This window comes from Solibacillus daqui (assembly GCF_028747805.1).
In the GTDB taxonomy this organism is placed as follows: domain Bacteria; phylum Bacillota; class Bacilli; order Bacillales_A; family Planococcaceae; genus Solibacillus; species Solibacillus daqui.
In genome coordinates this window covers 3,468,626-3,490,975 of record NZ_CP114887.1, presented here as the reverse complement: position 1 = coordinate 3,490,975, position 22,350 = coordinate 3,468,626, and the positions used below count along the sequence as shown (strand labels likewise).

Annotated in this window: 22 protein-coding genes and 1 riboswitch; of the genes, 16 read left to right on the top strand and 6 right to left on the bottom strand. The window is 37.8% G+C overall.

Annotated elements, in window-relative coordinates; translation table 11 throughout:
- Window position 1 precedes the first annotated feature (1 nt).
- From O7776_RS17190 to O7776_RS17160, 7 genes are all read left to right on the top strand, one after another.
- Window positions 2-973, top strand: a complete 972-nt coding sequence (locus O7776_RS17190; protein WP_274308156.1) for a BadF/BadG/BcrA/BcrD ATPase family protein — start codon at window positions 2-4, stop codon at window positions 971-973.
- Between the two features lie 227 nt (window positions 974-1,200).
- Window positions 1,201-2,382 (top strand): acetyl-CoA C-acetyltransferase, encoded by a 1,182-nt coding sequence (locus O7776_RS17185; RefSeq protein ID WP_274308155.1) that lies wholly within the window; start codon window positions 1,201-1,203, stop codon window positions 2,380-2,382.
- Between the two features lie 142 nt (window positions 2,383-2,524).
- Window positions 2,525-3,760: a DEAD/DEAH box helicase gene (locus O7776_RS17180; protein ID WP_274308154.1), complete on the top strand. Its 1,236-nt coding sequence runs from the start codon at window positions 2,525-2,527 to the stop codon at window positions 3,758-3,760.
- A gap of 3 nt (window positions 3,761-3,763) precedes the next feature.
- Complete coding sequence (locus tag O7776_RS17175) at window positions 3,764-4,993, top strand: aminopeptidase (RefSeq protein WP_274308153.1); 1,230 nt, start codon at window positions 3,764-3,766, stop codon at window positions 4,991-4,993.
- Between the two features lie 97 nt (window positions 4,994-5,090).
- Window positions 5,091-5,942 (top strand): SGNH/GDSL hydrolase family protein, encoded by an 852-nt coding sequence (locus O7776_RS17170; RefSeq protein WP_274308152.1) that lies wholly within the window; start codon window positions 5,091-5,093, stop codon window positions 5,940-5,942.
- A 113-nt stretch (window positions 5,943-6,055) separates the two neighbouring features.
- Complete coding sequence (locus tag O7776_RS17165) at window positions 6,056-7,216, top strand: exonuclease SbcCD subunit D (protein WP_274308151.1); 1,161 nt, start codon at window positions 6,056-6,058, stop codon at window positions 7,214-7,216.
- A gap of 4 nt (window positions 7,217-7,220) precedes the next feature.
- Window positions 7,221-10,274 (top strand): AAA family ATPase, encoded by a 3,054-nt coding sequence (locus tag O7776_RS17160; protein WP_274308150.1) that lies wholly within the window; start codon window positions 7,221-7,223, stop codon window positions 10,272-10,274.
- A 226-nt stretch (window positions 10,275-10,500) separates the two neighbouring features.
- Here the strand turns inward: O7776_RS17160 and O7776_RS17155 are convergent, their stop codons facing one another.
- Both O7776_RS17155 and O7776_RS17150 read right to left on the bottom strand, forming a co-directional pair.
- The gene (locus O7776_RS17155) at window positions 10,501-10,629 is read right to left on the bottom strand and encodes a hypothetical protein (protein ID WP_274308149.1); all 129 of its coding nucleotides are present in this window, start codon (window positions 10,627-10,629) and stop codon (window positions 10,501-10,503) included.
- A gap of 68 nt (window positions 10,630-10,697) precedes the next feature.
- A complete protein-coding gene (locus tag O7776_RS17150) occupies window positions 10,698-11,024 on the bottom strand; it encodes a magnetosome magnetite crystal formation protein family (RefSeq protein ID WP_274308148.1) in 327 nt (108 codons plus the stop codon).
- A 117-nt stretch (window positions 11,025-11,141) separates the two neighbouring features.
- Window positions 11,142-11,251, top strand: a riboswitch (TPP riboswitch).
- A gap of 102 nt (window positions 11,252-11,353) precedes the next feature.
- On the opposite strand from O7776_RS17150, the gene thiT reads away from it, so the two are divergent.
- The 4 genes from thiT (at window position 11,354) to O7776_RS17130 (ending at window position 14,950) form a co-directional block, all read left to right on the top strand.
- On the top strand, window positions 11,354-11,914 hold the full coding sequence (gene thiT, locus O7776_RS17145) for an energy-coupled thiamine transporter ThiT (protein WP_274308147.1): 561 nt from the start codon (window positions 11,354-11,356) through the stop codon (window positions 11,912-11,914).
- Between the two features lie 585 nt (window positions 11,915-12,499).
- On the top strand, window positions 12,500-13,252 hold the full coding sequence (map, locus tag O7776_RS17140) for a type I methionyl aminopeptidase (RefSeq protein WP_274308146.1): 753 nt from the start codon (window positions 12,500-12,502) through the stop codon (window positions 13,250-13,252).
- 173 nt (window positions 13,253-13,425) lie between these two features.
- Entirely contained in the window at window positions 13,426-14,280 is an 855-nt protein-coding gene (locus O7776_RS17135; protein ID WP_274308145.1) for a polyphosphate kinase 2 family protein, read from the top strand.
- Window positions 14,281-14,377: 97 nt separating this feature from the next.
- Window positions 14,378-14,950: a GNAT family N-acetyltransferase gene (locus O7776_RS17130; RefSeq protein WP_274308144.1), complete on the top strand. Its 573-nt coding sequence runs from the start codon at window positions 14,378-14,380 to the stop codon at window positions 14,948-14,950.
- A 53-nt stretch (window positions 14,951-15,003) separates the two neighbouring features.
- Here O7776_RS17130 and O7776_RS17125 read toward each other — a convergent pair whose 3' ends face one another.
- From O7776_RS17125 to O7776_RS17115, 3 genes are all read right to left on the bottom strand, one after another.
- The gene (locus tag O7776_RS17125; protein ID WP_274308143.1) at window positions 15,004-15,567 is read right to left on the bottom strand and encodes a beta-class carbonic anhydrase; all 564 of its coding nucleotides are present in this window, start codon (window positions 15,565-15,567) and stop codon (window positions 15,004-15,006) included.
- Between the two features lie 162 nt (window positions 15,568-15,729).
- Window positions 15,730-15,933: a hypothetical protein gene (locus O7776_RS17120; protein WP_274308142.1), complete on the bottom strand. Its 204-nt coding sequence runs from the start codon at window positions 15,931-15,933 to the stop codon at window positions 15,730-15,732.
- A 135-nt stretch (window positions 15,934-16,068) separates the two neighbouring features.
- Complete coding sequence (locus O7776_RS17115) at window positions 16,069-17,304, bottom strand: aminopeptidase (RefSeq protein ID WP_274308141.1); 1,236 nt, start codon at window positions 17,302-17,304, stop codon at window positions 16,069-16,071.
- A 199-nt stretch (window positions 17,305-17,503) separates the two neighbouring features.
- Here O7776_RS17115 and motA point away from each other — a divergent pair, with 199 nt between their 5' ends.
- The 4 genes from motA to O7776_RS17095 all read left to right on the top strand — a co-directional run bounded on the left by motA (window position 17,504) and on the right by O7776_RS17095 (window position 21,301).
- Window positions 17,504-18,304, top strand: coding sequence for a flagellar motor stator protein MotA (motA, locus tag O7776_RS17110; protein ID WP_274308140.1), 801 nt, complete (start codon window positions 17,504-17,506; stop codon window positions 18,302-18,304).
- Window positions 18,288-19,052 (top strand): flagellar motor protein MotB, encoded by a 765-nt coding sequence (gene motB, locus O7776_RS17105; RefSeq protein ID WP_274308139.1) that lies wholly within the window; start codon window positions 18,288-18,290, stop codon window positions 19,050-19,052. The genes motA and motB overlap by 17 nt, the downstream gene beginning before the upstream one ends.
- A 252-nt stretch (window positions 19,053-19,304) precedes the next feature.
- Window positions 19,305-20,393, top strand: coding sequence for a PfkB family carbohydrate kinase (locus O7776_RS17100; protein ID WP_274308138.1), 1,089 nt, complete (start codon window positions 19,305-19,307; stop codon window positions 20,391-20,393).
- Window positions 20,393-21,301, top strand: a complete 909-nt coding sequence (locus O7776_RS17095) for a pseudouridine-5'-phosphate glycosidase (protein WP_274308137.1) — start codon at window positions 20,393-20,395, stop codon at window positions 21,299-21,301. Before O7776_RS17100 ends, O7776_RS17095 begins: the two co-directional genes overlap by 1 nt.
- A 63-nt stretch (window positions 21,302-21,364) precedes the next feature.
- On the opposite strand, the gene O7776_RS17090 is transcribed toward O7776_RS17095, so the two are convergent.
- Window positions 21,365-21,586: a DUF1128 domain-containing protein gene (locus tag O7776_RS17090; protein WP_241370397.1), complete on the bottom strand. Its 222-nt coding sequence runs from the start codon at window positions 21,584-21,586 to the stop codon at window positions 21,365-21,367.
- A 434-nt stretch (window positions 21,587-22,020) separates the two neighbouring features.
- Between O7776_RS17090 and O7776_RS17085 the strand changes: the two genes are divergently transcribed.
- Window positions 22,021-22,344 (top strand): YtxH domain-containing protein, encoded by a 324-nt coding sequence (locus O7776_RS17085; RefSeq protein WP_274308136.1) that lies wholly within the window; start codon window positions 22,021-22,023, stop codon window positions 22,342-22,344.
- The last annotated feature ends 6 nt before the right edge of the window (window positions 22,345-22,350 follow it).

Sequence of the window (22,350 nt, the reverse complement as noted above, 5' to 3'; positions counted from 1 at the left end):
TATGTTGGATGCATACTGGATAGGGATTGATGGAGGGGGAACGAAAACATCGGCTGTAATTGGCGATAGCAATGGTCAATTATTGGCAGTGTATTACGGTCAGTCTGGAAATTTAACAGCTATTTCGATAGAGCAACTAGTCGAACGAATTCATCATATTATTGAGCATTTATTAGTAAAGTCGAATATTGAATTGAGTTCAGTGAATTTGATTTTTGCCGCTTTAGCAGGTGCTGATCGACAAGGTGAGCAACAAAAAATTTATGAGGCATTTCAACATTCCCCTATTCTAAAGAAATTGCGGGTACAAAGTGATGTTCATGCCGCTCTAGCATCTGGTACTTGGAGTCGCGAAGGAACACTTATGATTGCGGGTACGGGTGCTATTTTATTTGGATGGCATCAAAATAAAAGCTTTCGCATAGGGGGCTGGGGCTATTTATTAGGTGATGAGGGCAGTGGTTATCATTTAGGAAAGCTCGCAATTCGTTCTATTCTACAAGCACAGGATCAAAATGTAGCGTTAAGGCCCTTTCAAAAAGCAATTTTAGATTTCATTAAAGTGAAGCATCCTGAAGAATTAATCACAACCATTTACAGTAGTTCAAATCCTGTGACGGTCATTTCTTCCGTAAGTAAAATTGTCATCAATGCATATGAGGAAGATGATGTCGCAAAGACTATTATTTCAACTGTTCTTGAGGCACTACTTGCATTAGTCAAATCGGGTTATGAACGAATGGATATTATGAAGCCGCTAGTATTACATGGAGGGCTGTTTTCGGATGAGTCGTTTTACCGAGATTTTGTTCAAATTATCTCTAGTAATTATCCAAAACTAATAGTGAAGAAACCAAATGTTATTGGAGCTGTCGGGGCTTATATACTAGCGTTATTGGAAAGTGATGTATTTTTAGATGATGAGCGAAAGCAAAATATTCAACGAACATGGAGCCAATTAGAAATAAAATAGAACGAATATGTAATGAAATCTATTTTAATGATAACTAGTAGATAGTTTAAAGAGTTACCTTTAATGGTAGCTTTTTTTAATTGAAATTGTTTCTTGAAAAGACGTTGTTTTTAAATTTATGTGTTGTTAAAGTTAAGGTGTAATAATTTTCAGAAAACTAAAAGGTTTGGTATTACTGAAATAATGAAGCAAATTTAAAATAGTAAACACAAAGGGGAAATGAAAAAATGAAAAATGTATATATTTTAGACGGTGCACGTACGGCATTTACAGCATTTGGGGGCTCATTTGCTTCTGTGGATGCAGTGCAACTAGGGACAAAAACAGCAATTGAAGCATTAAAGCGCTCTGGTATTACACCAGAACAGGTGAATCATGTTATATATGGTGGGGTTATTACATCAAGTGCAAACTCAGCGTATTTAGCGCGTCATATTGGTCTTTATACTGGTGTACCTCAAGAAGTGCCAGCATTAACATTAAATCGTTTATGTGGTTCTGGTATGCAGTCTGTTATTTCAGCAGCACAAATGATTCAGTTAGGCGAAGGGGATGTCGTACTAGCTGGTGGTGCTGAAAATATGTCGCAATCACCGTATTCAAACTATGAACAGCGCTTTAATGGATCGAAAATGGGGAATTTACAATTTACTGATATGCTACAAGCAACATTAACTGACCAATTTACAGGTTCCGGCATGGGCTTGACCGCAGAAAAATTAGCAGAGCAATATGAGATTTCACGTGAGGAGCAAGATATTTTTGCGATTCTTTCTAATGACCGAGCAGCACTGGCGCGGGCAGAAGGAAAGTTTGCTAAGGAAATTGTCCCGGTAGTTATTCCTACACGAAAAGGTGAAGTTATTGTCGATACAGATGAGCATATTAAGGAAGGTACAACACTTGAAGGATTGGCAAAATTACGTCCTGCATTTAAAAAGGACGGTACAGTAACAGCAGCAAATGCTTCAGGAATTAATGATGGCGCAGCTTCGGTAGTGGTAGCAAGTGAGGAATTTGTACAGCAACAAAATTTAAACCCAATTGCACGTATTGTAAGCTGGGGGATTGCGGGCGTTGATCCAACAATTATGGGCATTGGTCCTGCACCAGCAATTCGTGAAGCATTGAAACGTGCCAATTTAACATTAGATGATATGGATTTAGTAGAAATTAATGAAGCATTTGCGGCGCAATATATTGCGGTAGAAAAAGAGCTCGGCTTAGACCGTGACAAAACAAATGTGAATGGTGGCGCAATTGCACTTGGGCATCCTGTTGGTGCGAGTGGTACACGCATTATTTTAGCGGTGGCTTACGAACTACAACGTCGAAATGGTCGTTATGCCATTGCCAGTCTTTGCATCGGTGGTGGACAAGGAATTGCATTAATTATTGAGCGTATGTAAATTTATGTAGAGCTTGTCCGGAAAGTGATTTCTGGACAAGCACCTTTTATATTTTTCAAAAGTTTTAGAGAACATGCAAATTACACCTACGTTCATGGAATATGGTACACTGAAATCAATGAATAAAAGGTGGTAAAACAATATGTCAGTTATCAATTTACTAAAGGAAACACTTCAAAATAAATGGTCGTTTGATGCGACAATGAAAATTCAGGAAGAGATGATTCCAGCAATGCTTGACGGAAAAGACATTGTGGCAGAATCTCCAACGGGCTCGGGGAAAACATTAGCTTATACACTACCAATTTTAAATAAAGTAGATGGTTCAAAAAAGCAAACACAAGCATTAATCGTAGCGCCATCACAAGAATTAGCAATGCAAATTGTTGAAGTAATCCGTCAGTGGACAGAGGGCACAGATATTACAGTACAACAATTAATCGGTGGTGCGAACTCAGCTCGACAAATTGAAAAATTAAAGAAAAAGCCAACAATTGTTGTTGGTACACCAGGACGCTTAAACGAATTAGCGCGCCAAGGAAAATTAAAATTAAAAGAAATCGAAACCGTTGTTTTAGATGAATGTGATCAGCTACTAAGCCGTGAATACCGCGTTGTTGTAAAATCATTCATCGAGGGTGCGGCTTTCGGTCGTCAAGTGGTAGTTGTTTCAGCAACTATTACAGAGGAGATTAAACTTGTAGCAGAGCGTTTAATGTTTGAGCCAGTCGCAATCAAAATCAATCCAGAAGACATGGTGAAATTCGGCAAGGTCGTGCATTCTTTTGTTAAGGTGGAAGAGCGAGACAAAACAGATATGCTACGCCGCTTAGCGAATATTGAAGGCGTGCGGGGGTTAGCGTTCGTCAACAATATCGACCAAGTATTAATGAAACAAAGCAAGCTTGAATATAGGGATGCTCCAATTGTAGCGCTGCATTCAGATATGAAAAAAGAAGAGCGTAAAAAAGCACTAGATGCATTCCGTAATGGCGAGGCACGAATTTTAATCGCAACGGATATTGCGGCTCGTGGCTTAGATATTTCTGGTTTAACACATGTTGTTCATGTCGATGTTCCACGCACGATTGAACAATATACACACCGCTCTGGTCGTACGGGTCGTGCGGGTGCGGATGGTGAAGTATTAACATTACTTTCTTATAAAGATGAAAAAACGTATAAAAAATGGTTGCGCGAATTATCATTAAAAGGCGTGCAAAAAGTATGGAACCGTGGTGAATTCATTGAAGGCAATGCGAAAACGGTAACGGCTTCAAAAGCATCATCAGCTCCAGCGACAAAAGCAGAAAAAAAACCGTATCAATCAAAAACAGGTAAAAAAGGTATGAAATTCAGTAAGAAGAAGGAGAAATAACAGATGACATTTGAAGAAAAATTAGAGCAATTTGCAGAGTTAGCCGTAAAAATTGGCGTTAATGTTCAAAAGGGTCAATATTTATTAATCAACACTTCTACTGATACGTTAGATTTCACACGTATCGTTGTAAAGAAAGCTTATGAGGCAGGCGCTGGGCGTGTGCATGTCAACTTAACAGATTCATGCTTCGAGCGTGCCTATTATGAAAATGTTACAGTTGAAGAAACTGCAAATTTCCCGAAATGGACTGTTGCACAGCGTGAAGAATTAATTGAGCGTAAAGGTGCATTACTGTGGATCGACGCGGAAAATCCGGATTTATTAGCAGGGATTGATGTTGAAAAAATCGGTGCACAACAAAAAGCGGCGGGTACAGCATTAGTAAACTATCGTAAAGCAGTTATGAACGACGATATTGCATGGTCAATCATCGCTGTACCATCACCCAAATGGGCAGCTAAAGTATTCCCAGAGTTACCTGAAAACGAGCAGGTAGACGCTTTATGGGAAGCAATTTTCAAAACAGTTCGTATCGGAGAAGGTAATGCCGTAGAAAACTGGGAAGGTCATATCACGAATCTACATGCGCGTGCAGATCAGTTAAATGCGAAGAAATATGCAAAACTACACTACACTGCTCCAGGCACAGATTTAACTATTGAATTACCTGAAAAGCATTTATGGAAAAGTGGTAGTAGCAAAACACCTGCTAATACAACATTTATTGCCAATATGCCGACTGAAGAGGTATTTACATTACCGGCGAAATTTGGCGTGAATGGCTATGTTTCTAATACAAAACCACTTGTTTATAAAGGGAATATTATTGACGATTTTAAGCTCACATTTGAAAAAGGGAAAATTGTTGGTGCAGAAGCTAAGGTTGGTCAAGATTTACTGCAACAATTAATCGATTCAGATGAAGGCTCTCGATATTTAGGTGAGGTAGCATTAGTGCCACACGAATCACCTATTTCAGCGTCGAATATTTTATATTACAATACCTTATTCGATGAAAACGCCTCGAACCACTTAGCGATTGGTGAAGCTTACCCAACTTGCTATGAGGGTGGTAAGGAGCTAGAAAAAGGACAATTAGAGACATTAGGTATTAACACGTCAATTACGCATGAAGATTTCATGATTGGTAGTGCGGAAATGAATATCGACGGAATTTTAGCAGATGGCAGAGTCGAACCAATCTTCCGTAAAGGAAATTGGGCATTTTAATTCTAATGGTTTCTATGTGAAACCGATTGAAAATAATAACGCTTAAGACGGAATGTATGCAGAAATGTAAATGATTTTTTATGGGTGAGGTGAAGTGATGCGCAAGTGTTTGTTCGCGCTACTAATTTGTTTATTGTTACCGGCACAAGCTATGGCAAATGAACGTGAAGTATATATCGCGCTTGGCGATTCTTTAGCAGCAGGGCAAACACCGTATTCACAAATCGATGCGGGTTACACGGATTTTATTGCATTACAACTTCAAAAGAAAGGGAAGCTAGCTCATTTTACAAAAGAGCTTACTTTCCCTGGATATCGTGTAAGTGATGTAATTGATACTGTTAAGTCTGAGCAAGCCGCGTTGTTACTTCAAGATGCCACGGTCATTACCATTTCTGCAGGTGCTAATGATTTATTACCGTTAATCGCGCATAATCCGAATCAAGGGACATTGAATTTTTCACAACTCAATGCAAACTTGGCGTTAAATAATGTGCGTGAAGAAATAGCTCAATTGCTGCTGCTTGTACGTGAACTTGCGCCAAAAGCAGATGTATATGTAGTAGGTTACTATTTCCCATATGTCAGTGTTCATCAAGAGCAAGTAGGGGGAGCAGCCGCAGCGCTAAAATTATTGAATGATATTTTGGCGCAAGAGGCAAAGCGAGCAAGCATGATCTTTGTTGATGTATATGATAGCTTCGAAGAAAATCGAGGGAATTATTTAACGAATAATAATGATGTACATCCCAATCAACTCGGTTATTTAATAATGGCGAATGCGATACTGCGAAGATATAGCGGAGATGATTCGTTACAATTGCAGGCTAGCGAATTACCAGCACCTAACCCAAAAAGCTTTGAACAAATGCTACGGCTACGTGAACAATTTCAAAGTAAGACGGTAGCCATTCATAATGTCAAAGCACCATTAGCAATATATGTTTAACAATTATATAAACAAAACACCACAATATACGAACGAGTATTCGTATATTGTGGTGTTTTTGATGGCACTCATGTACACTAAAAATAAGATCTTTTGACTAGGAGGCGTCACTCATGAAAATCTTTCATACAGCAGATTGGCATTTAGGAAAACTTGTACAAGGTGTAGCGATGACAGAAGATCAGGCGTACATTCTACAACAATTTATTGAGGAAATTAAAATTGAAAAACCCGATGTTGTGATGATTGCTGGTGATTTATATGATCGCTCTGTTCCGCCAACAGAGGCAATTCAACTGTTAAATAAAATATTTAAGCAAATATTAATCGACGAAAAAACGCCTATTGTTGCGATTGCAGGAAATCATGATAGCGCAACACGTTTAAATTTTGGTAGTGATTTAATGAAGGCAAGTGGCTTGCATTTAGTTGGTCATTTAGAAAATGACATAGAGCCAGTTATCCTGCAGGATGAATTTGGCGAGGTGCATTTTTATTTAGTACCATTTGCAGAACCTTCCACAGTGCGCATTCTTTTTGACGATGATTCGATTACAACGCATGAAGCGGCAATGGCTAAAATTATTGATCACATTAAAGGGAAGCTTGATTCGACGAAGCGCAATATTATTATGGGACATGCCTTTATTACGAAGGACGGTATGCCGGAACTAAACACAAGTGATTCCGAGCGCAAATTAACGATTGGTGGTACAGAATGCATCAATGCAGCGCTATTTGAGCCGTTTTGCTATACAGCGCTTGGTCATTTGCACCAAGCCCATTTTGTTGCGAATGAAACGATCCAATATTCAGGTTCCCCACTTAAATATTCGGAATCGGAAGTGACGCATAAAAAAGGCTTTTTAATGCTTGATTTAGCTCAGGACGGCACAGTTACGATAGAGAAAAAGCTGCTCGTACCGAAACGTGAAATGCGCATTGTAAAGGGTTTATTAGACGATATTTTACAACATACGAAAAGTGACGATTATGTATTTGTGAAGCTAGAAGATGAAGGCTATGTTAAAGGGGCAGCGGGACTTGTGCGTACTGTGTACCCAAATGCACTGCACATCGAGCGCGTAGCCGTTTTTGCACAAATGGAGCAGCAATCAGCGACGATGAATCGTGTACAAATGGACGATTCAGAGCTATTTGAATTATTTTATAGTGAAATGACAGGTAAAGAACTTACAGCGGATATCAAATCTATTTATACAAATGTACTCCAACAATTACTTGATAACGAACGCGAAAAGCAGGAGGTGTAAATAAATGAAACCATTAAAATTATCTATGACGGCATTTGGTCCGTATAAAGACAAGGAAGTAATTGATTTTACACAGTTGCATGAACATGGTATTTTCGTCGTTTCGGGTTCAACAGGTGCAGGAAAAACGACGATTTTTGATGCGATTACATTTGCCTTATATGATGCAGGGAGCGGTGAAGACCGCGATAAATCCTTATTTTTAAGAAGTGATTTTGCTGATATCACAGTGGATACAGAGGTAGAACTTGAATTTGAGGTACGCGGACGTATATACCGTATTTGGCGAAAGTTTGGTCATGACGGAGACCGTGCAAAGCGTGAGTTTTATGATATTACAGGCGGTCAGATAATACCTGCTGTTGAAAAATTCCAAGTAAAGCTCGTACAAGCAAAGGTTGAGGAATTGATTGGTTTAACGCAATCACAATTTAACCAAATTGTGATGCTACCACAAGGTGAATTCCAAAAGCTCTTAACATCAGAGTCTAAGCATAAGGAAGAGATTTTCCGTAAAATTTTCAAAACCGAGCGCTTTACAAAAATGGTAGAGCTACTGCGTGATAAAAAGAAACAAGCAGATAAATTGTACGAGCATGCACAAATGCAGCAGGACCATACCATTCAAGAAATAAAATCGCGTTTACCAGAACGTGAATCGGCATTATTTGTCGCAATTAACTATGATGCGATTAATATGTATCAAATAAAACAGGGGCTTATAGAAGAACAAGGCTTTTATGAGCAACAATCAACCGAGCTTTCACAACAATATGAACAAGTAAAAGGACTTGCAACAAAGTTAAATATACAGTTTAGTGAGCAAAAGCTTATTAATGAACGTATTGAACGCTTTATGCAACGTCAAACCGAGCTTTCACGTTTACAGCAACAACAAAATGAAATGGCAGCGCAGGAAGAACGATTACTGCTTGCACAAAAAGCTCATCAAATTGAGCCACTGGAGCGCGAATTAACCAAGCTAAAATCACAGCTTCAGTCAGCAACGACGGCAGTAGAAAAGGCTAAATTAGAATCCGAACAAGCCAAGCAGCAACTTATTACGGCAACACTAGCCTATGAAAACGTGCAGAAGGATGAAGCATTATTAGAAACGTATACAAAAAATATTTCGCAGCTTGAACAAATAATTCCTATTTATGAAACAATTGATATTCAGCGCAATCATGTCGATCAGCTAAAGGCTCAGCAGCTTAAAGCACAAACCTTATATGATAATTTACAGGGGGAATTGGTTGAATTAAAGCTACAGCAACAAAACCAACAAAATGTTGTAACAGTGCTTGAACAGGCTGTAGCACAGTATGAACAAACATTTGAAGCTCATGCCACAGCAACACGCAATGTTGAGCTTGTAAAAGAGACAGCAAAACTGCAAATGAACATAGAGCTATTAAAGGCTGATGCGTTGTCTAAGGAGCAACAAGCAACAAAAGCTGAGCAAGCCTTACATGCGGTAGAGCAACAAATTCGTAGCAATCAGGCCGCCTTTTTAGCTGCCTCATTGCACAATGGGGATGCTTGCCCGGTATGTGGTAGTACAGAACATCCAGCTATTCATAATAGTGAAATGCTTCAAGTGGATGACACGCAAATAGAGCAATTGCGACAACAATCAGATGCAGCTCGCCAAAGCTATTATCAAGTACAATCAAAACTTGAAATTGAGCAACAAACAAATACTGAAAAGCATAACCAAATACAACGCCAGCAATTACAGCTAGAGGCATTAGCACAGTATGAGGAACAGCTACAAACATTAGCTTCACATCTAGCAGATTTGCGAGTAAAGCAACAGCAATTAACAACTGAACGCACACAGCTAGAACAATTCAACGAAAAGCGTGAAGTAATTCAAGGGCGTCTTGAAAAAGGACAGGCATACGTTCAAGAAATTCAGACGCAGCTAGCACAGGAAAAGGGCAAACTTGAGCAAAGTGAGCTATCATTGTTACCACAATTTACTACAGTTGCTGAAGTTCAAATTGCTTTATCCAATCAACTTCAGCAGCATCAATCATTAAAGAACGAGTTAAAGCGAGCTTTCGATGCATTGCAACAGGCACAATTACAGCAAAATTCAAGTGAGGTCAATCAGCTACATGAGGTGAATCATTTATCGGATAAGCAGCATGAGCATGAATTAGCACATATTGCATTTGCAACGTCATTGCAAAACGAACACTTCTCATTAGAAAGCTATCAACAAGCATTATTAGCAGAGCAAGCACAGCATGAAATTCGTCAGATGCTTGAAGCGTACAAGCAACAGCTGCATACATTAACGGCGCAAATTACTGAAGACCAGGAGCAGCTTGAAGGAAAGCAGCTTGCGGATTTAACTGAGCTTCAACAACACCTAACAACATTAAATAACGAACAAGATGAGCGTTATGCAGCGATGAAGCAAACGGAATCCTATGGAACACAATGCCTAACAACATTACAGAAGCTTGAACAATCTGCAGACCAGATTGAAAGCTATAAAGTAAAATTACAGCAAATGGAGCATGTATATGATCTTGTGCGTGGTCAAAATGATGCGAAAATCAGCTTTGAACGCTTTGCACAAATTGGCTATTTAGAAAAGGTAACGCATGCCGCAAATGAACGCTTACGGATTTTATCAAATGGTCAATATTTCCTGAAATCTACTGGGCGTAAAGAGGGTAATGCGCAAAGTGGTTTAAGTATTGATGTTTATGATAGCAATACAGGGCAAACACGTGATGTTAAAACGTTGTCTGGTGGCGAAAAATTCAATGCTTCATTATCCTTGGCACTTGGGATGGCGGATGTTATTCAAAGTGTACAAGGAAGTGTGCATATAGATACGATGTTTATCGATGAAGGTTTTGGTACGCTCGATGAGGAGGCGTTACGCCGTGCGATTGATATTTTAATTGACCTTCAGCAAACAGGACGACTTATCGGTATTATTTCGCATGTCGCCGAATTAAAAGCAGCAATGCCAGCGATTTTACAAGTGAAAAAGTTAAAAGAAGGTCATAGTACAACTGAAATTATTGTGAAGTAAAAGAAACGAAGGGCTTGTCCGGAAAGTAATTTCTGGACAAGCCCTTTGCACTAAGGATGGAGACTAGCAAAAAGCTAGTCGTGAATGCGTTGTCACAGGACCTGATGTTTTTAGCATTCGTTCTTTACTTGCGAACACCGAGAAAAACAACCTACAGCGGATAATTAACACATGAGTGGAGCACTGTCCAAAAAGTTAACACTTTTAGGACAGTTCTTTAGTTTCTTTATTTTTTAGGAGTCCGTGGAATGTTTGGTTGTTTTGGTGTTGAACGATTATCGAGAACTTTTTTTATAATTGGGTAAACGATCGGTCCGTATTTGATGGCTGTTTTAATAACTTTATTTAACTTCATGAATGACACTCCTTAATGAAACGGAAATTGTATTAAAAATATACCCAATAATTGGGCCATATTAAACATTAGCGTAATACTTTAATGGCTTGCACAAGATTCCAAATCGCAATCGCAAATGAAATGACTGCCAAAATGATGAAACCAATAAAAATCCAACCTTCAAATAAGTTACCCGGTCCGTAAAAATTACTATCTGTAACTACAAATACAATAAATGAAATAAAGTAAATAATACCTAAAACAATCGGAAATAGCTGTGAAATAAAAGCCCGTTTGTTATGATGTTTGACAAAATCATCCTTTGTCACGAAAAAAACGATAAGTGGTAAAATAAACGGCGCAAAATAGAAGCTTAAATAGCCAAGTGCACTTAATCCCTTTGATTGATTCATAAAAATCCACTCCTTTTAATTCATCATACGGATAAGGTGAAAAATAGTTTCAAAGAAAGAGGTTGAAAATTGTCACATTATTGGCTACAATGATTGTGTTCAAACAATAGTATCGAGATGTACCACAAGGGGGGCCGATTAAGTCGGCTGAGATTGCGCACGGATATTGCGCTGACTCTTTGAACCTGTAAGTTAGCACTTGCGTAGGGATGTGGATAGAAACCGACTGTTCAAGCAATGGTTAGGATTTTATCCTAATTATTGCTTTTTTTTGCTTTTCTATTCCTTCTTTAACTTCTGTTACATCGGAAAAAGAAAGGGGCTTTGTTATGGACAAAAAGAAATTATTAATGCTGGTTGAAATTGCCATATTTGCAGGTATCGGAATTGTGTTAGATCAATTTTCATTTAAACTGTGGGCACAAGGTGGTTCGATTAGCTTTGTGATGTTACCAATTATGCTGATGGCGATTCGTTGGGGATTAACTGCTGGGCTTGCGACAGGTCTTATTATTGGCGTATTACAAATAATGTTTGGCGGGTATATTGTACATTGGTTCCAGGCAATTTTAGATTATGGTCTTGCCTTTACAGTAGTAGGATTGGTCGCAGTGATCCGTAAACCATTATTACAGGCAGCAAAAAGCGTAGATAAAAAGAAAATGACAATTTATATTGTACTTGGTGCACTATTAGGAGGAACATTACGTTTTATTTCGCATTTACTTGCGGGTGTGGTGTTCTTTAAAGAATATGCTGGTGATGATAATGTTTGGATTTATTCAATTATTTATAATGGTTCATACATGCTACCGGCAACAATTTTGACTGCGGTAATTGCTGTGTTGTTATTTACAACAGCACCAAGGTTATTACAAACATTTAAATAAGTAAAAAAAGGTGTAGTTCAAATAGCGAACTACACCTTTTTTCATTCAATACTTTATTATTGGGTTTATCGCCTTACATTTTCATATCTGAAATATAATTTTGTACCGTGCATCGTTGTATGATTTGACGAGCTATTCAAGCAGACAAAAAAATGCAATTACAGCCATAAAACCAACTACGCCGTAAAGTCATATATTATTAAGAAAACTTTCACGATTGAACCATATGAACTTTTGATGGAAATCGGATGCTGATAACGTCTTGATAAACGTTGCAAGAATGGCATGAATGAGTATGATTAATATGCTAACAAGCGATAAAAAAATTCATCGGTTTTCGATAGCTCTAATGATGTGTGCGAGGGCATAAATTGCTAAAAAAATGATCACGAAAAAGGGGCATAGATCTGTTATTAAATAAATATAAATCGGTTGCATGGCATCCACCTTAATCATGTATTATCTCCTTTTATATTCCTTAGATTATCCTGCGTAAACAGTTGTTTTATTGAAGCGTTTATTCGTATAATGAATTTTAAGTATGTTATAGTTAGGGGTAGAGTTTTAAGAGGAAGGAAGTTACACATGATTGTTACAACTCAAGAAGAAATTCAAGCGTTTAAAAAAATCGGACGCATTTGTGCAGAGATTCGTGAAGCGATGAAAGCTGCGACAGTACCAGGTGTTACAACAAAAGAGTTAGATGAAATTGCAGGTCGTATGTTTGCAGAGGCGGGGGCTATTTCAGGTCCAAAAGGCGAATATGATTTCCCTGGATATACATGTATTTCAGTAAACCACGAAGTTGCACACGGGATTCCAGGTAGCAAAGTGATCCAAGAAGGTGATATCGTAAACATCGACGTATCAGGCTCTTTAGATGGTTACTTTGCAGATACAGGGATTTCTTTTGTAGTAGGTGAAGGGTATGAAGAAAAAGAAAGACTTTGTGCAGTAGCTAAAGCTGCTTTTGATCGTGCAATGACAAAAGTAAAAGCAGGTTCAAAGTTAAACCAAATTGGTAAAGCTGTTGAGCGTGAGGCATATGCAAACGGATTAACTGTGATTATGAACTTAACTGGGCATGGTTTAGGGAAATCTTTACACGAAGCACCAAACCACGTATTAAACTATTATGACCCATCTGATAGCCAATTAATGAAAGAAGGTATGGTATTAGCAGTAGAACCGTTCATTTCTGCAAAGGCTGAACATATCGTTGAATCAGGGGACGGCTGGACATTTGTAACGCCGGATAAATCATTAGTAGCTCAAATTGAACACTCAATTATCGTTACTAAAGGTGAGCCAATTATTTTAACTTCTTTGGAAGACTAGTATATAGAAAAACGTGAAGGCTTATTTAACAAGCTTTTCACGTTTTTTTATTTGTAATAGAAAGGGCCGAAGTAGATATCTTTATTGCCACTTTAATTCATTACATTATCGATTACCATTTCTATACACTTTCAAGTAAAATGGAAGTAGCAATATTTAGGAGGGTATAAAAAATGAAGAAATTAAAAGACTTGGATTTATCAATAGAATTAGACAAAAAAATGTATAAAAAGAAAATTAAAATGTTGCAATATGAAATACTAAATGCACAGCAGTTTTTATTTAATAACAAAATCGGATTAATCATTGCATTTGAAGGAATGGATGCAGCAGGGAAAGGCGGCGCCATTAAGCGTTTAACAGAGCGTGTGGACCCACGTGGACTACTTGTAACGCCTATTTCTGCACCACAGCCTCACGAAAAGCGCTATCATTATATGCACCGTTTTTGGAGAAAGCTTCCTCAGCACGGGCAAATCGCGATTTTTGACCGTTCTTGGTATGGACGTGTCTTGGTAGAACGTATCGAAGGCTTTGCTACAGAGGAAGAATGGAAACGTGCTTACGGTGAAATTAATGACTTTGAAAAGCAATTAACTGATGAAGATTACATCATGATCAAATTCTGGATTCATATTGATGAAGATGAGCAATTAAAACGTTTCAATGAACGTGCACATGATCCATACAAAGCATGGAAACTAACAGATGAAGACTGGCGTAACCGTGAAAAATTTAGCTTATATAGCGAAGCCGCAGACGAAATGTTTGCAAAAACGGATACAGAAAATGCACCGTGGTGTTTAATTCCTGGGAATAATAAGCTGTATGCACGCGTACAAGTATTAAAAGAAGTAATGGCACATATCGAAAAAGAAGTGGCACGTCGTGGCTTACACATTACAAATGTATTAGAAAGGCAGCAAGAAGAAATAGAAGCAGCAGAGCATGAAGAAGTAGCAACAACAGGGGAAGCTGTGGTAGCTCAAGTGAAAAAGAACAAGGTCAAAAAGAAAAAGTCAAAATGAAAAAATTTAAAATGATCTCGAGAAAAAGTTTATGTGATATTGAAGGTGAATCAATGTGGGAAGCCTATTTAACTTTTTAAAAAAGAAGGAGGGTCCAATGGTACAACTTACAGGTCAAAACTGTTCGTTACGTACGTTTACACCATCTGATGCAAGAGCATTAGCTCAACTGTTAGCAGACAATAAATTTTATTGGTCTACTTATGAACCATTGCATCGCGATGAGTTTTATACAGAAGAGGCTCAATATCAAAAGATTTTAGAAAGTCTTCAACTTCTTCAAGCGAATCGAGAATTTTCATTTGGCATTTTTGATCATGGTAGCCAGCGACTAATTGGGCATATTTCTTTGTATTCGATTAAGCGCTTACCATTCTCAAGCTGCTTTGTAGGCTATTCGATGGATGAACGTTATATCGGTCGTGGAATTACGACTGAAGCTGTTCGATTATTGTTGGAATTTGGCTTTAATAGGTTAAATATTCATCGGATTGAAGCGTATGTGGCGCCGCAAAATTTAGCATCAGTTAAGGTATTAGAAAAATCAGGCTTCACTCGCGAGGGGCTACTTAGACAATTGCTATTTATTAACGGGGTGTGGGTTGATCATTATATGTATGCTATTTTACAGGATGAATATAAAAAAATGAATTTAAAAAAACGCGGCTGAAAATAGTTCAGCCGCGTTTGTGTTATTTAATGAATAGAGCAGTTAAAGATTTTTTATGCTTTATTGCCGTCAGTTACTAAGTCTAACTTGCCTGTCTCTGGATCAATAACTAAGCCGTGCACTGGTACACCAGCTGGCATTAGAGGGTGACTTCTTACTAAATCCACACTTTTTAGTACACTTGTTTTGACATCGCCAAAACCACGTAGCCACTGGTCTAAATTAACACCAGAATAATTTAAAATATCGATTGTTTCTTGCTTTACCCCTCGTTCTAGCATGTGACCAACCATTACGTCTGGATCCACGGCACTCATTCCGCAATCGTAGTGCCCGATGATGTATATTTCGTCTGCTTTTAATTCGTATACGGCAACAAGTAAGCTACGCATAATCCCACCGAATGGATGGTTGACAATTGCCCCAGCACTTTTGACAACCTTCACATCACCATTACGTAAATTCATTGCTTTAGGTAATAATTCTACTAAACGCGTATCCATACACGATAAAATAACAATTTTTTTATCAGGGTATTTTGTCGTTGCATACGCTTCATATTGTTTTTCATCAACAAATTGTTGGTTATATTCTAAAATTGATTGTAAAGCTGACATAATTTTTTAATCCCCTTTCGATTTCTACTTATTTTAAAATATAATTTAGATAATTCAAATTAATCGACATATTTAATGAGAATTTTAATGAAAATAAAGCGAACTTATGTCGAAAAAAGCAAAAAAACAACCGCCCTATAATAAGAGCGGTTGTGAAAAATTTTAATGATGGTGATGTCCATCGTTTGATTTTTCGTTTGAAGCGAATGTACCTGCTTTTGAATCTACTACGACAGATTCGTGAGATTGTAACCCCATACGTAAATACTGAATGAACATAATTAGGAAAACAATAAGAACGATAGAGAATCCAAATACTAACGTGTAGTAATCAGATAAAAATGGATGACGGTGATCAAACATCATAAAAACTCCTCTCTGCAATATAATAAGAATCATTATCCAATTATAACCTAATGAATTGGAACATTGTAGGGGATTTTATGGTTTTAATATAGAATAAATTGTAATTATGGCGACATCTTGAAATTTCGAATTCGATTAAAATGCCCAGTTCCCGTTACGGAATACAGGTTCAGCCGTACCTGCTGCTGTAATACCATCAATATTCATTTTGTCAGAGCCAATCATAAAGTCAACATGTGTAATACTTTGATTTAAGCCATTTGCTAATAAATCTTCACGTGACATCGTTTTGCCACCTTCTAAACAGAATGCATAAGCGCTACCGATTGCTAAGTGGTTTGATGCATTTTCATCGAATAATGTGTTATAGAATAAAATATTCGATTGCGAAATTGGCGATTGGAACGGAACTAATGCAACTTCGCCCAAGTAGTGAGAGCCTTCATCAGTAGCCACTAAGTTTTTAAGAACTTCTTCACCTTGCTCTGCTTCAACGTTTACAATGCGTCCATTTTCAAATGTGATTTTGAAATTGTCGATAATGTTACCGCCGTAGCTAAGTGGTTTTGTGCTTGATACATACCCGTTTACACCGTCTTTATGAGGTACTGTGAACACTTCTTCTGTTGGCATATTTGCCATGAATTCTTCACCTTTTTCATTCACGCTGCCAGCTCCACACCATAAATGACCTTTAGGAAGCTCAATTGTTAAATCTGTGCCTGGTGCTGTGTAATGTAATTTTGCATAGTTTTTTTCGTTTAAGTAATCTACTTTTTCGTGTAAGTTATCGTTGTGAATTGCCCATGCTTTTACAGGGTTTTCTAAGTCAGAACGAGTCGCTTTGAAAATCGCATCCCATAGTGCATCGACTTGTTCTTCTTTAGGTAAATCTGGGAATACCTTGCTAGCCCATTGTTCTGATGGTGCTGCGATAACAGTCCAACTAATTTTATCTGCTTGTACATATTGTCGGTATTTATTTAAAGCCATACCAGCCGCTTTTTGAGCGCTTGCAATTTTATTAGAATCAATTCCTGAAAGTAAATCAGGGCTTTGAGAAACAATGCTCATAAATGCTGCACCTTGTTCTGCTAACCATTCACGTTCCTGAACTTTCCAAGGAGGGAAGAAATCAAAACTATCTTCTTGAGCTAGTTCAAAACGAGTACGTGCAATAATATCATCTGTATAGTCGACAAATACTTGTTTTGCGCCATTTTCATAGGCAATTTTAGTAACTTTTTGAACAAATGGTGCAGCCTCGATAGAAGCAGCAATGTATAAATATTGATTCGTCTGGATATTAACGCCTGTTTTTACTGCTAATTCAGCATAATTTGCTAAATTTCTTTCAAAATTTGAGTTCATTTGAATCATTCCTCCGATAATTGAATAATAAAATTGGTTTTTTTTGATACATTATAATCAAAATTACAGAAAACAACAGAAAAATCCAATAATGCATCGAAAAAAAATTTTTTTGCCTTTATACTAGTGTATAGGAAGTTAATAAAAAGTTAAATAGACCGAAATAAGAAAAGACATAGTAATTTGGAGGTACTACATAATGGATATTTCATCACTTGTTGGGATTATTATTGCCTTTGTAGCCCTATTAGTAGGGATGTTTTTAAAAGGCGTAGGTCCTGAAGTATTAATCAACCCTGCTGCAATTTTAATCATCATTTTTGGTACAATTGCCGCTGTAACAATCGCATTCCCTATGAAGGAATTAAAAAGAGTTCCAAAGCTTTTCAAAATTTTATTTACAGAAACAAAATTAGCGAGTGATATTGAATTAATTAAAATGTTTTCACAATGGGCAGATTTAGCTCGCCGTGAAGGATTATTAGCGCTTGAAAGTAAAGCGGCTGAAATTGAAGATCCATTCTTAAAAAATGGTTTAACATTAGCGATCGATGGTCAAAACGCTGACTACATTCGCGATGTGTTAACAGAAGAAGTAGAAGCAATGGAAGACCGCCATGCTTCAGGGGCGGGGATATTCTCACAAGCTGGTACATACGCTCCAACGCTAGGGGTATTAGGTGCGGTAGTTGGCCTTATTGCTGCCTTAAAAGATATGTCCGATATTGATAAACTAGGACATGCCATTTCAGCAGCGTTCGTGGCAACATTACTCGGTATTTTCACGGGGTACGTTCTATGGCACCCATTTGCAAACAAACTAAAGCGTAAATCAGCTGTTGAGGTAAAGCAAAAGTATATGATGGTTGAAGGAATTTTATCAGTACTTGAAGGTGAAGCACCTCGTGTAATTGAACAAAAATTAGCTTCGTACTTAACAATGGAAGAGCGTAAGCAAATTACGGAAAGCGGGGCGGGTGGCCTTGGCAAAGAAGCATAAAAAACATAAGAAGCATGAGGAGCACATGGATGAATCCTGGCTAGTGCCTTATGCGGATATTTTAACGCTGCTATTAGCGCTTTTTATCGTACTGTTTGCATCGAGTACGGTTGACCAAAATAAGTTAAATCAAATGTCTGCCGTGTTCAATGACATTTTTACGAGTGGCACAGGTGTAATGGATAATCCAGCAGTTATACAAACACCAAATGGCTCAACTTCTGATATTCAATCAGGGGCCTCTAAATATATGGAGGACCAAGAACGTTTAAAAGAATCGCAAAACCGAGTGGATGAGTTTATTGCAATTAATGAATTAGAAAAACAATTCGAAACAAAATTAACTGAAGAAGGTTTATTAATTACGATTCGTGATAGCGTATTGTTCGATACAGGTCGAGCAGATGTAAAAGCTGAATACGATTCTATTGCAGATGAATTATCAAAGTTATTAATGTTCGATCCGCCACGTAATATTGTTATTACAGGGCATACAGACAATGTACCAATCAATACAAACGAATTTGATTCTAACTGGGATTTATCTGTTATGCGTGCGGTTAACTTCATGAAGGAAGTTGTCGCTGAAAACAAAGAATTAGACCCAAAATACTTCAGTGTAAAAGGCTTTGGGGAATATAGCCCAATTGCTTCAAATGACACAGAAGAAGGGCGTGCAAAGAACCGCCGAGTTGAAGTACTCGTACAACCACGTGTAACCGAAGCTGGAGAAGTAATTGTTGAATAGTGAGAGAACTGACCAAAAAGTGTATACTTTTTGGTCAGTTTCTGTTTTATGTGTGAATTATCGGCTAAGGACAGTGGTCAGAAGAGAGATGAATGAGCTGTAATAATGTGTGCCAATGCATTTATAATCAGTAGCTTCTATACTCGGCGCAAAAAATTGCACAGAAACTAATTTCTGTGCAATTTTTTTTTTGACATCTTTTAAACAAAAGTTTATAATTACAAACAAATGTTTAATTGTGAGGTGAGGCTATTGAATGAAAAAGGAAAATTAGTGTTTCAGCTAATTAAAAAAAATCCTTATTTATCACAACAAGAAATGGCAGAGCAATTAGGTATGTCAAGGCCAGCTCTAGCAAATACGATTTCCTCGTTAATTAAACGAGGAGAAATAATTGGTCGTGCTTATGTTTTACCTGAAAAGAATCAAATTATTGCAATTGGTGGTGCAAATGTCGACCGAAAATTTTCGATTGAAGGCAACACACAGTTAGGAACATCTAATCCAGCATCTGTAACTGAAAGTGTTGGCGGCGTAGCACGAAACATTGCAGAAAATTTAGGGCGACTAGGTAACTTTGTATCACTATTAACGACACTTGGTGAAGACCATGACGGATTATTAATTGAGCAATCGAGTAGTGCTTATATTAATTTTGATTTGGTGGAAAAGGTAAAAGATGAATCTACTGGTTCATATACAGCAGTTTTAGACCACACTGGTGAGCTTGTTATCGCAATGGCTAACATGGCTATTTACGATAAGTTAACACCAAGTGTACTCAAGAAATGTGAGGCGACTTTGCAAAATGCAAGCTGCATCATTATTGATTTGAATTGTCCACTTGAAACGGTGCAATATGTAAAAGATTTTGCTACTCAGCATAATATTATTTTAGCGATTGTTCCGGTATCATCACCCAAAATGTCACGTATGCCAAAAGATTTGCAAGGTGTGAATTATCTAATTTGTAATCGAGATGAAGCTGAAGCCTACTTGCAACAAAAAGTAGAGACATATGAGCAATACGAGCAAGCAGTGCAGGGATTACTCGAAAAAGGAGTAGAGTATGTGCTGCTTACATTAGGGGACCAAGGTGTAATGGCAGGGCATGCAAATAACATCACGCATTTTAAAGCTGTTGTTACTGAAGATATTGTGGATGTAACTGGTGCAGGTGATGCATTTGTAAGTGCATATTTACATGGCATGTTAAACAATGAAACATTAGAAGAATCAGTTCAGCTAGGATTAATTAATGCATCAAAAACATTACAATCCGACAAAACTGTACGCACAGATTTATCTAAAAATAACTTAACTAATTGGAGGAATTTATAATGAAACAGTACTTATCATATTCTCAAGAGGTATTAGAAGCAAAAGAGAAAGGCTTACCAATCGTAGCTTTAGAATCAACAATCATCTCACATGGTATGCCGTACCCACAAAACGTAAAAACAGCTCGTGAAGTAGAGCAAATCATTCGTGATGGCGGCGCAGTACCAGCAACAATCGCATTAATTGATGGCCAAATTAAAATTGGTTTATCAGACGAAGAGTTAGAAATGTTTGGTAACGCTCAAGGTGTTGCAAAAGCATCTCGTCGTGATATCGGATACTTACTTGCAACGAAAAAAATGGGCGCAACAACAGTAGCAGCTACAATGATTTGCGCTGAATTAGCAGGAATTGAGTTATTCGTAACGGGCGGTATTGGTGGAGTTCACCGCGGTGCAGAAACAACAATGGACATTTCTGCTGACTTAGAAGAATTAGCAATGACTAACGTAGCTGTTGTATGTGCTGGGGCAAAATCAATTTTAGATATCGGGCTTACATTAGAATATTTAGAAACAAAAGGCGTACCAGTAATCGGTTATGGCACTGATAAGTTACCAGCATTCTACACACGTGAAAGTGACTTCGATGTAAACTTCCGTTCTGATTCACCAGAAGAAACAGCGGCAATTTTACGTACGAAATGGGATTTAGGCTTACGTGGGGGTGCATTAATTGCTAACCCAATTCCAGTAGAAGATTCAATAGAAGCAAGCTTTATTACTAACATTATCGAAAATGCATTAAAAGAAGCTGAAGCTAACGGTATTGCAGGTAAAAATGTAACGCCTTTCTTATTAGGTAAGGTAAAAGAGTTAACAGAAGGTAAATCATTAGACGCAAATATCGCATTAGTGAAAAACAATGCAGTTATTGGCGCGAAAATTGCTGTAGAATTAAATAAATAACTACTATTTCCTAGGGAATAATATAAAAGCTCGTCGAATTTTTTCGACGAGCTTTTTCGATGATTATTTACGTAGTGAACCTAGTTCAGCGACAATTGCGTTCATTTCGCTTGGGCTAAAGGAATCGCGTTTCATCACCATTTCATATAAATATTGTAGATCTTCGTATTTGTTTTCGTCGAATGCTTCTGATTGCATTGCATCGCCATTCGCCATACGAAGCTTGTCTTTAATTTGTTCGATCATATAAGCGACGTTTTCTTGTGTTGGATTGGATAAGTCCATAATTAGTTGCCCTGCCTTTCAAAGTATACCAAACAATCATTTCATGCACGGAGCAACTTGTCAACCTATTCAATTACGCCTCGGCGTAATTGCGTCTAGATTTTTTCAAGCTCGGGGCAACAGGACGTGGGTCAGTCAGCCGTTGTCACACGATGTGACGTCTTTAGGCTACTTCCTCTTTAAAGTTTCATCTAAAAAATCTGTGACATCCGCCGGGGGCTTGGGCCAACACGATGTTGGTCACTCAGGCGTTGCCGCACGACGCGGCGTTCTTAGCCTGTGTTCCCCTATTCAGCTAGGTTTAAAACCTCGCTGAATCAAGTAAAAGTAGCATGAATACTTTAAAAATTGGGTAACATTCGTTAAAATGAAATTAATTAGTTTTACAGGAAATTTGTAAGGGGTATGCAGCATGTATAAAGGAGAGATTTTAAATGAAAAGTAAATTGTTACCATTCATCGCGATTGGAGCAGTTGTTGGAGCAGCAATAAGCATGTTAGATAGGCAAACGCGAGAACATACTGTAGAAACAGCAAAAAAAGCAAAGGATACTGTTGCTTATTATGCTGAAAATCATGAAGAACTTAAAGCATTAGTTGAGTCAAAAGCAGAACAGGTACAATCGATTTATGGCGCAGTAAATAGCAATGTACAAGCACTAATACAAAGTGATTTTCAACAAATGCCGACAACAATTCTAAGTATGGTTTCTGAGACGATGAGTGCGTTCTCAAAAAAGGACGATCAACTAAGCTAAAAACCA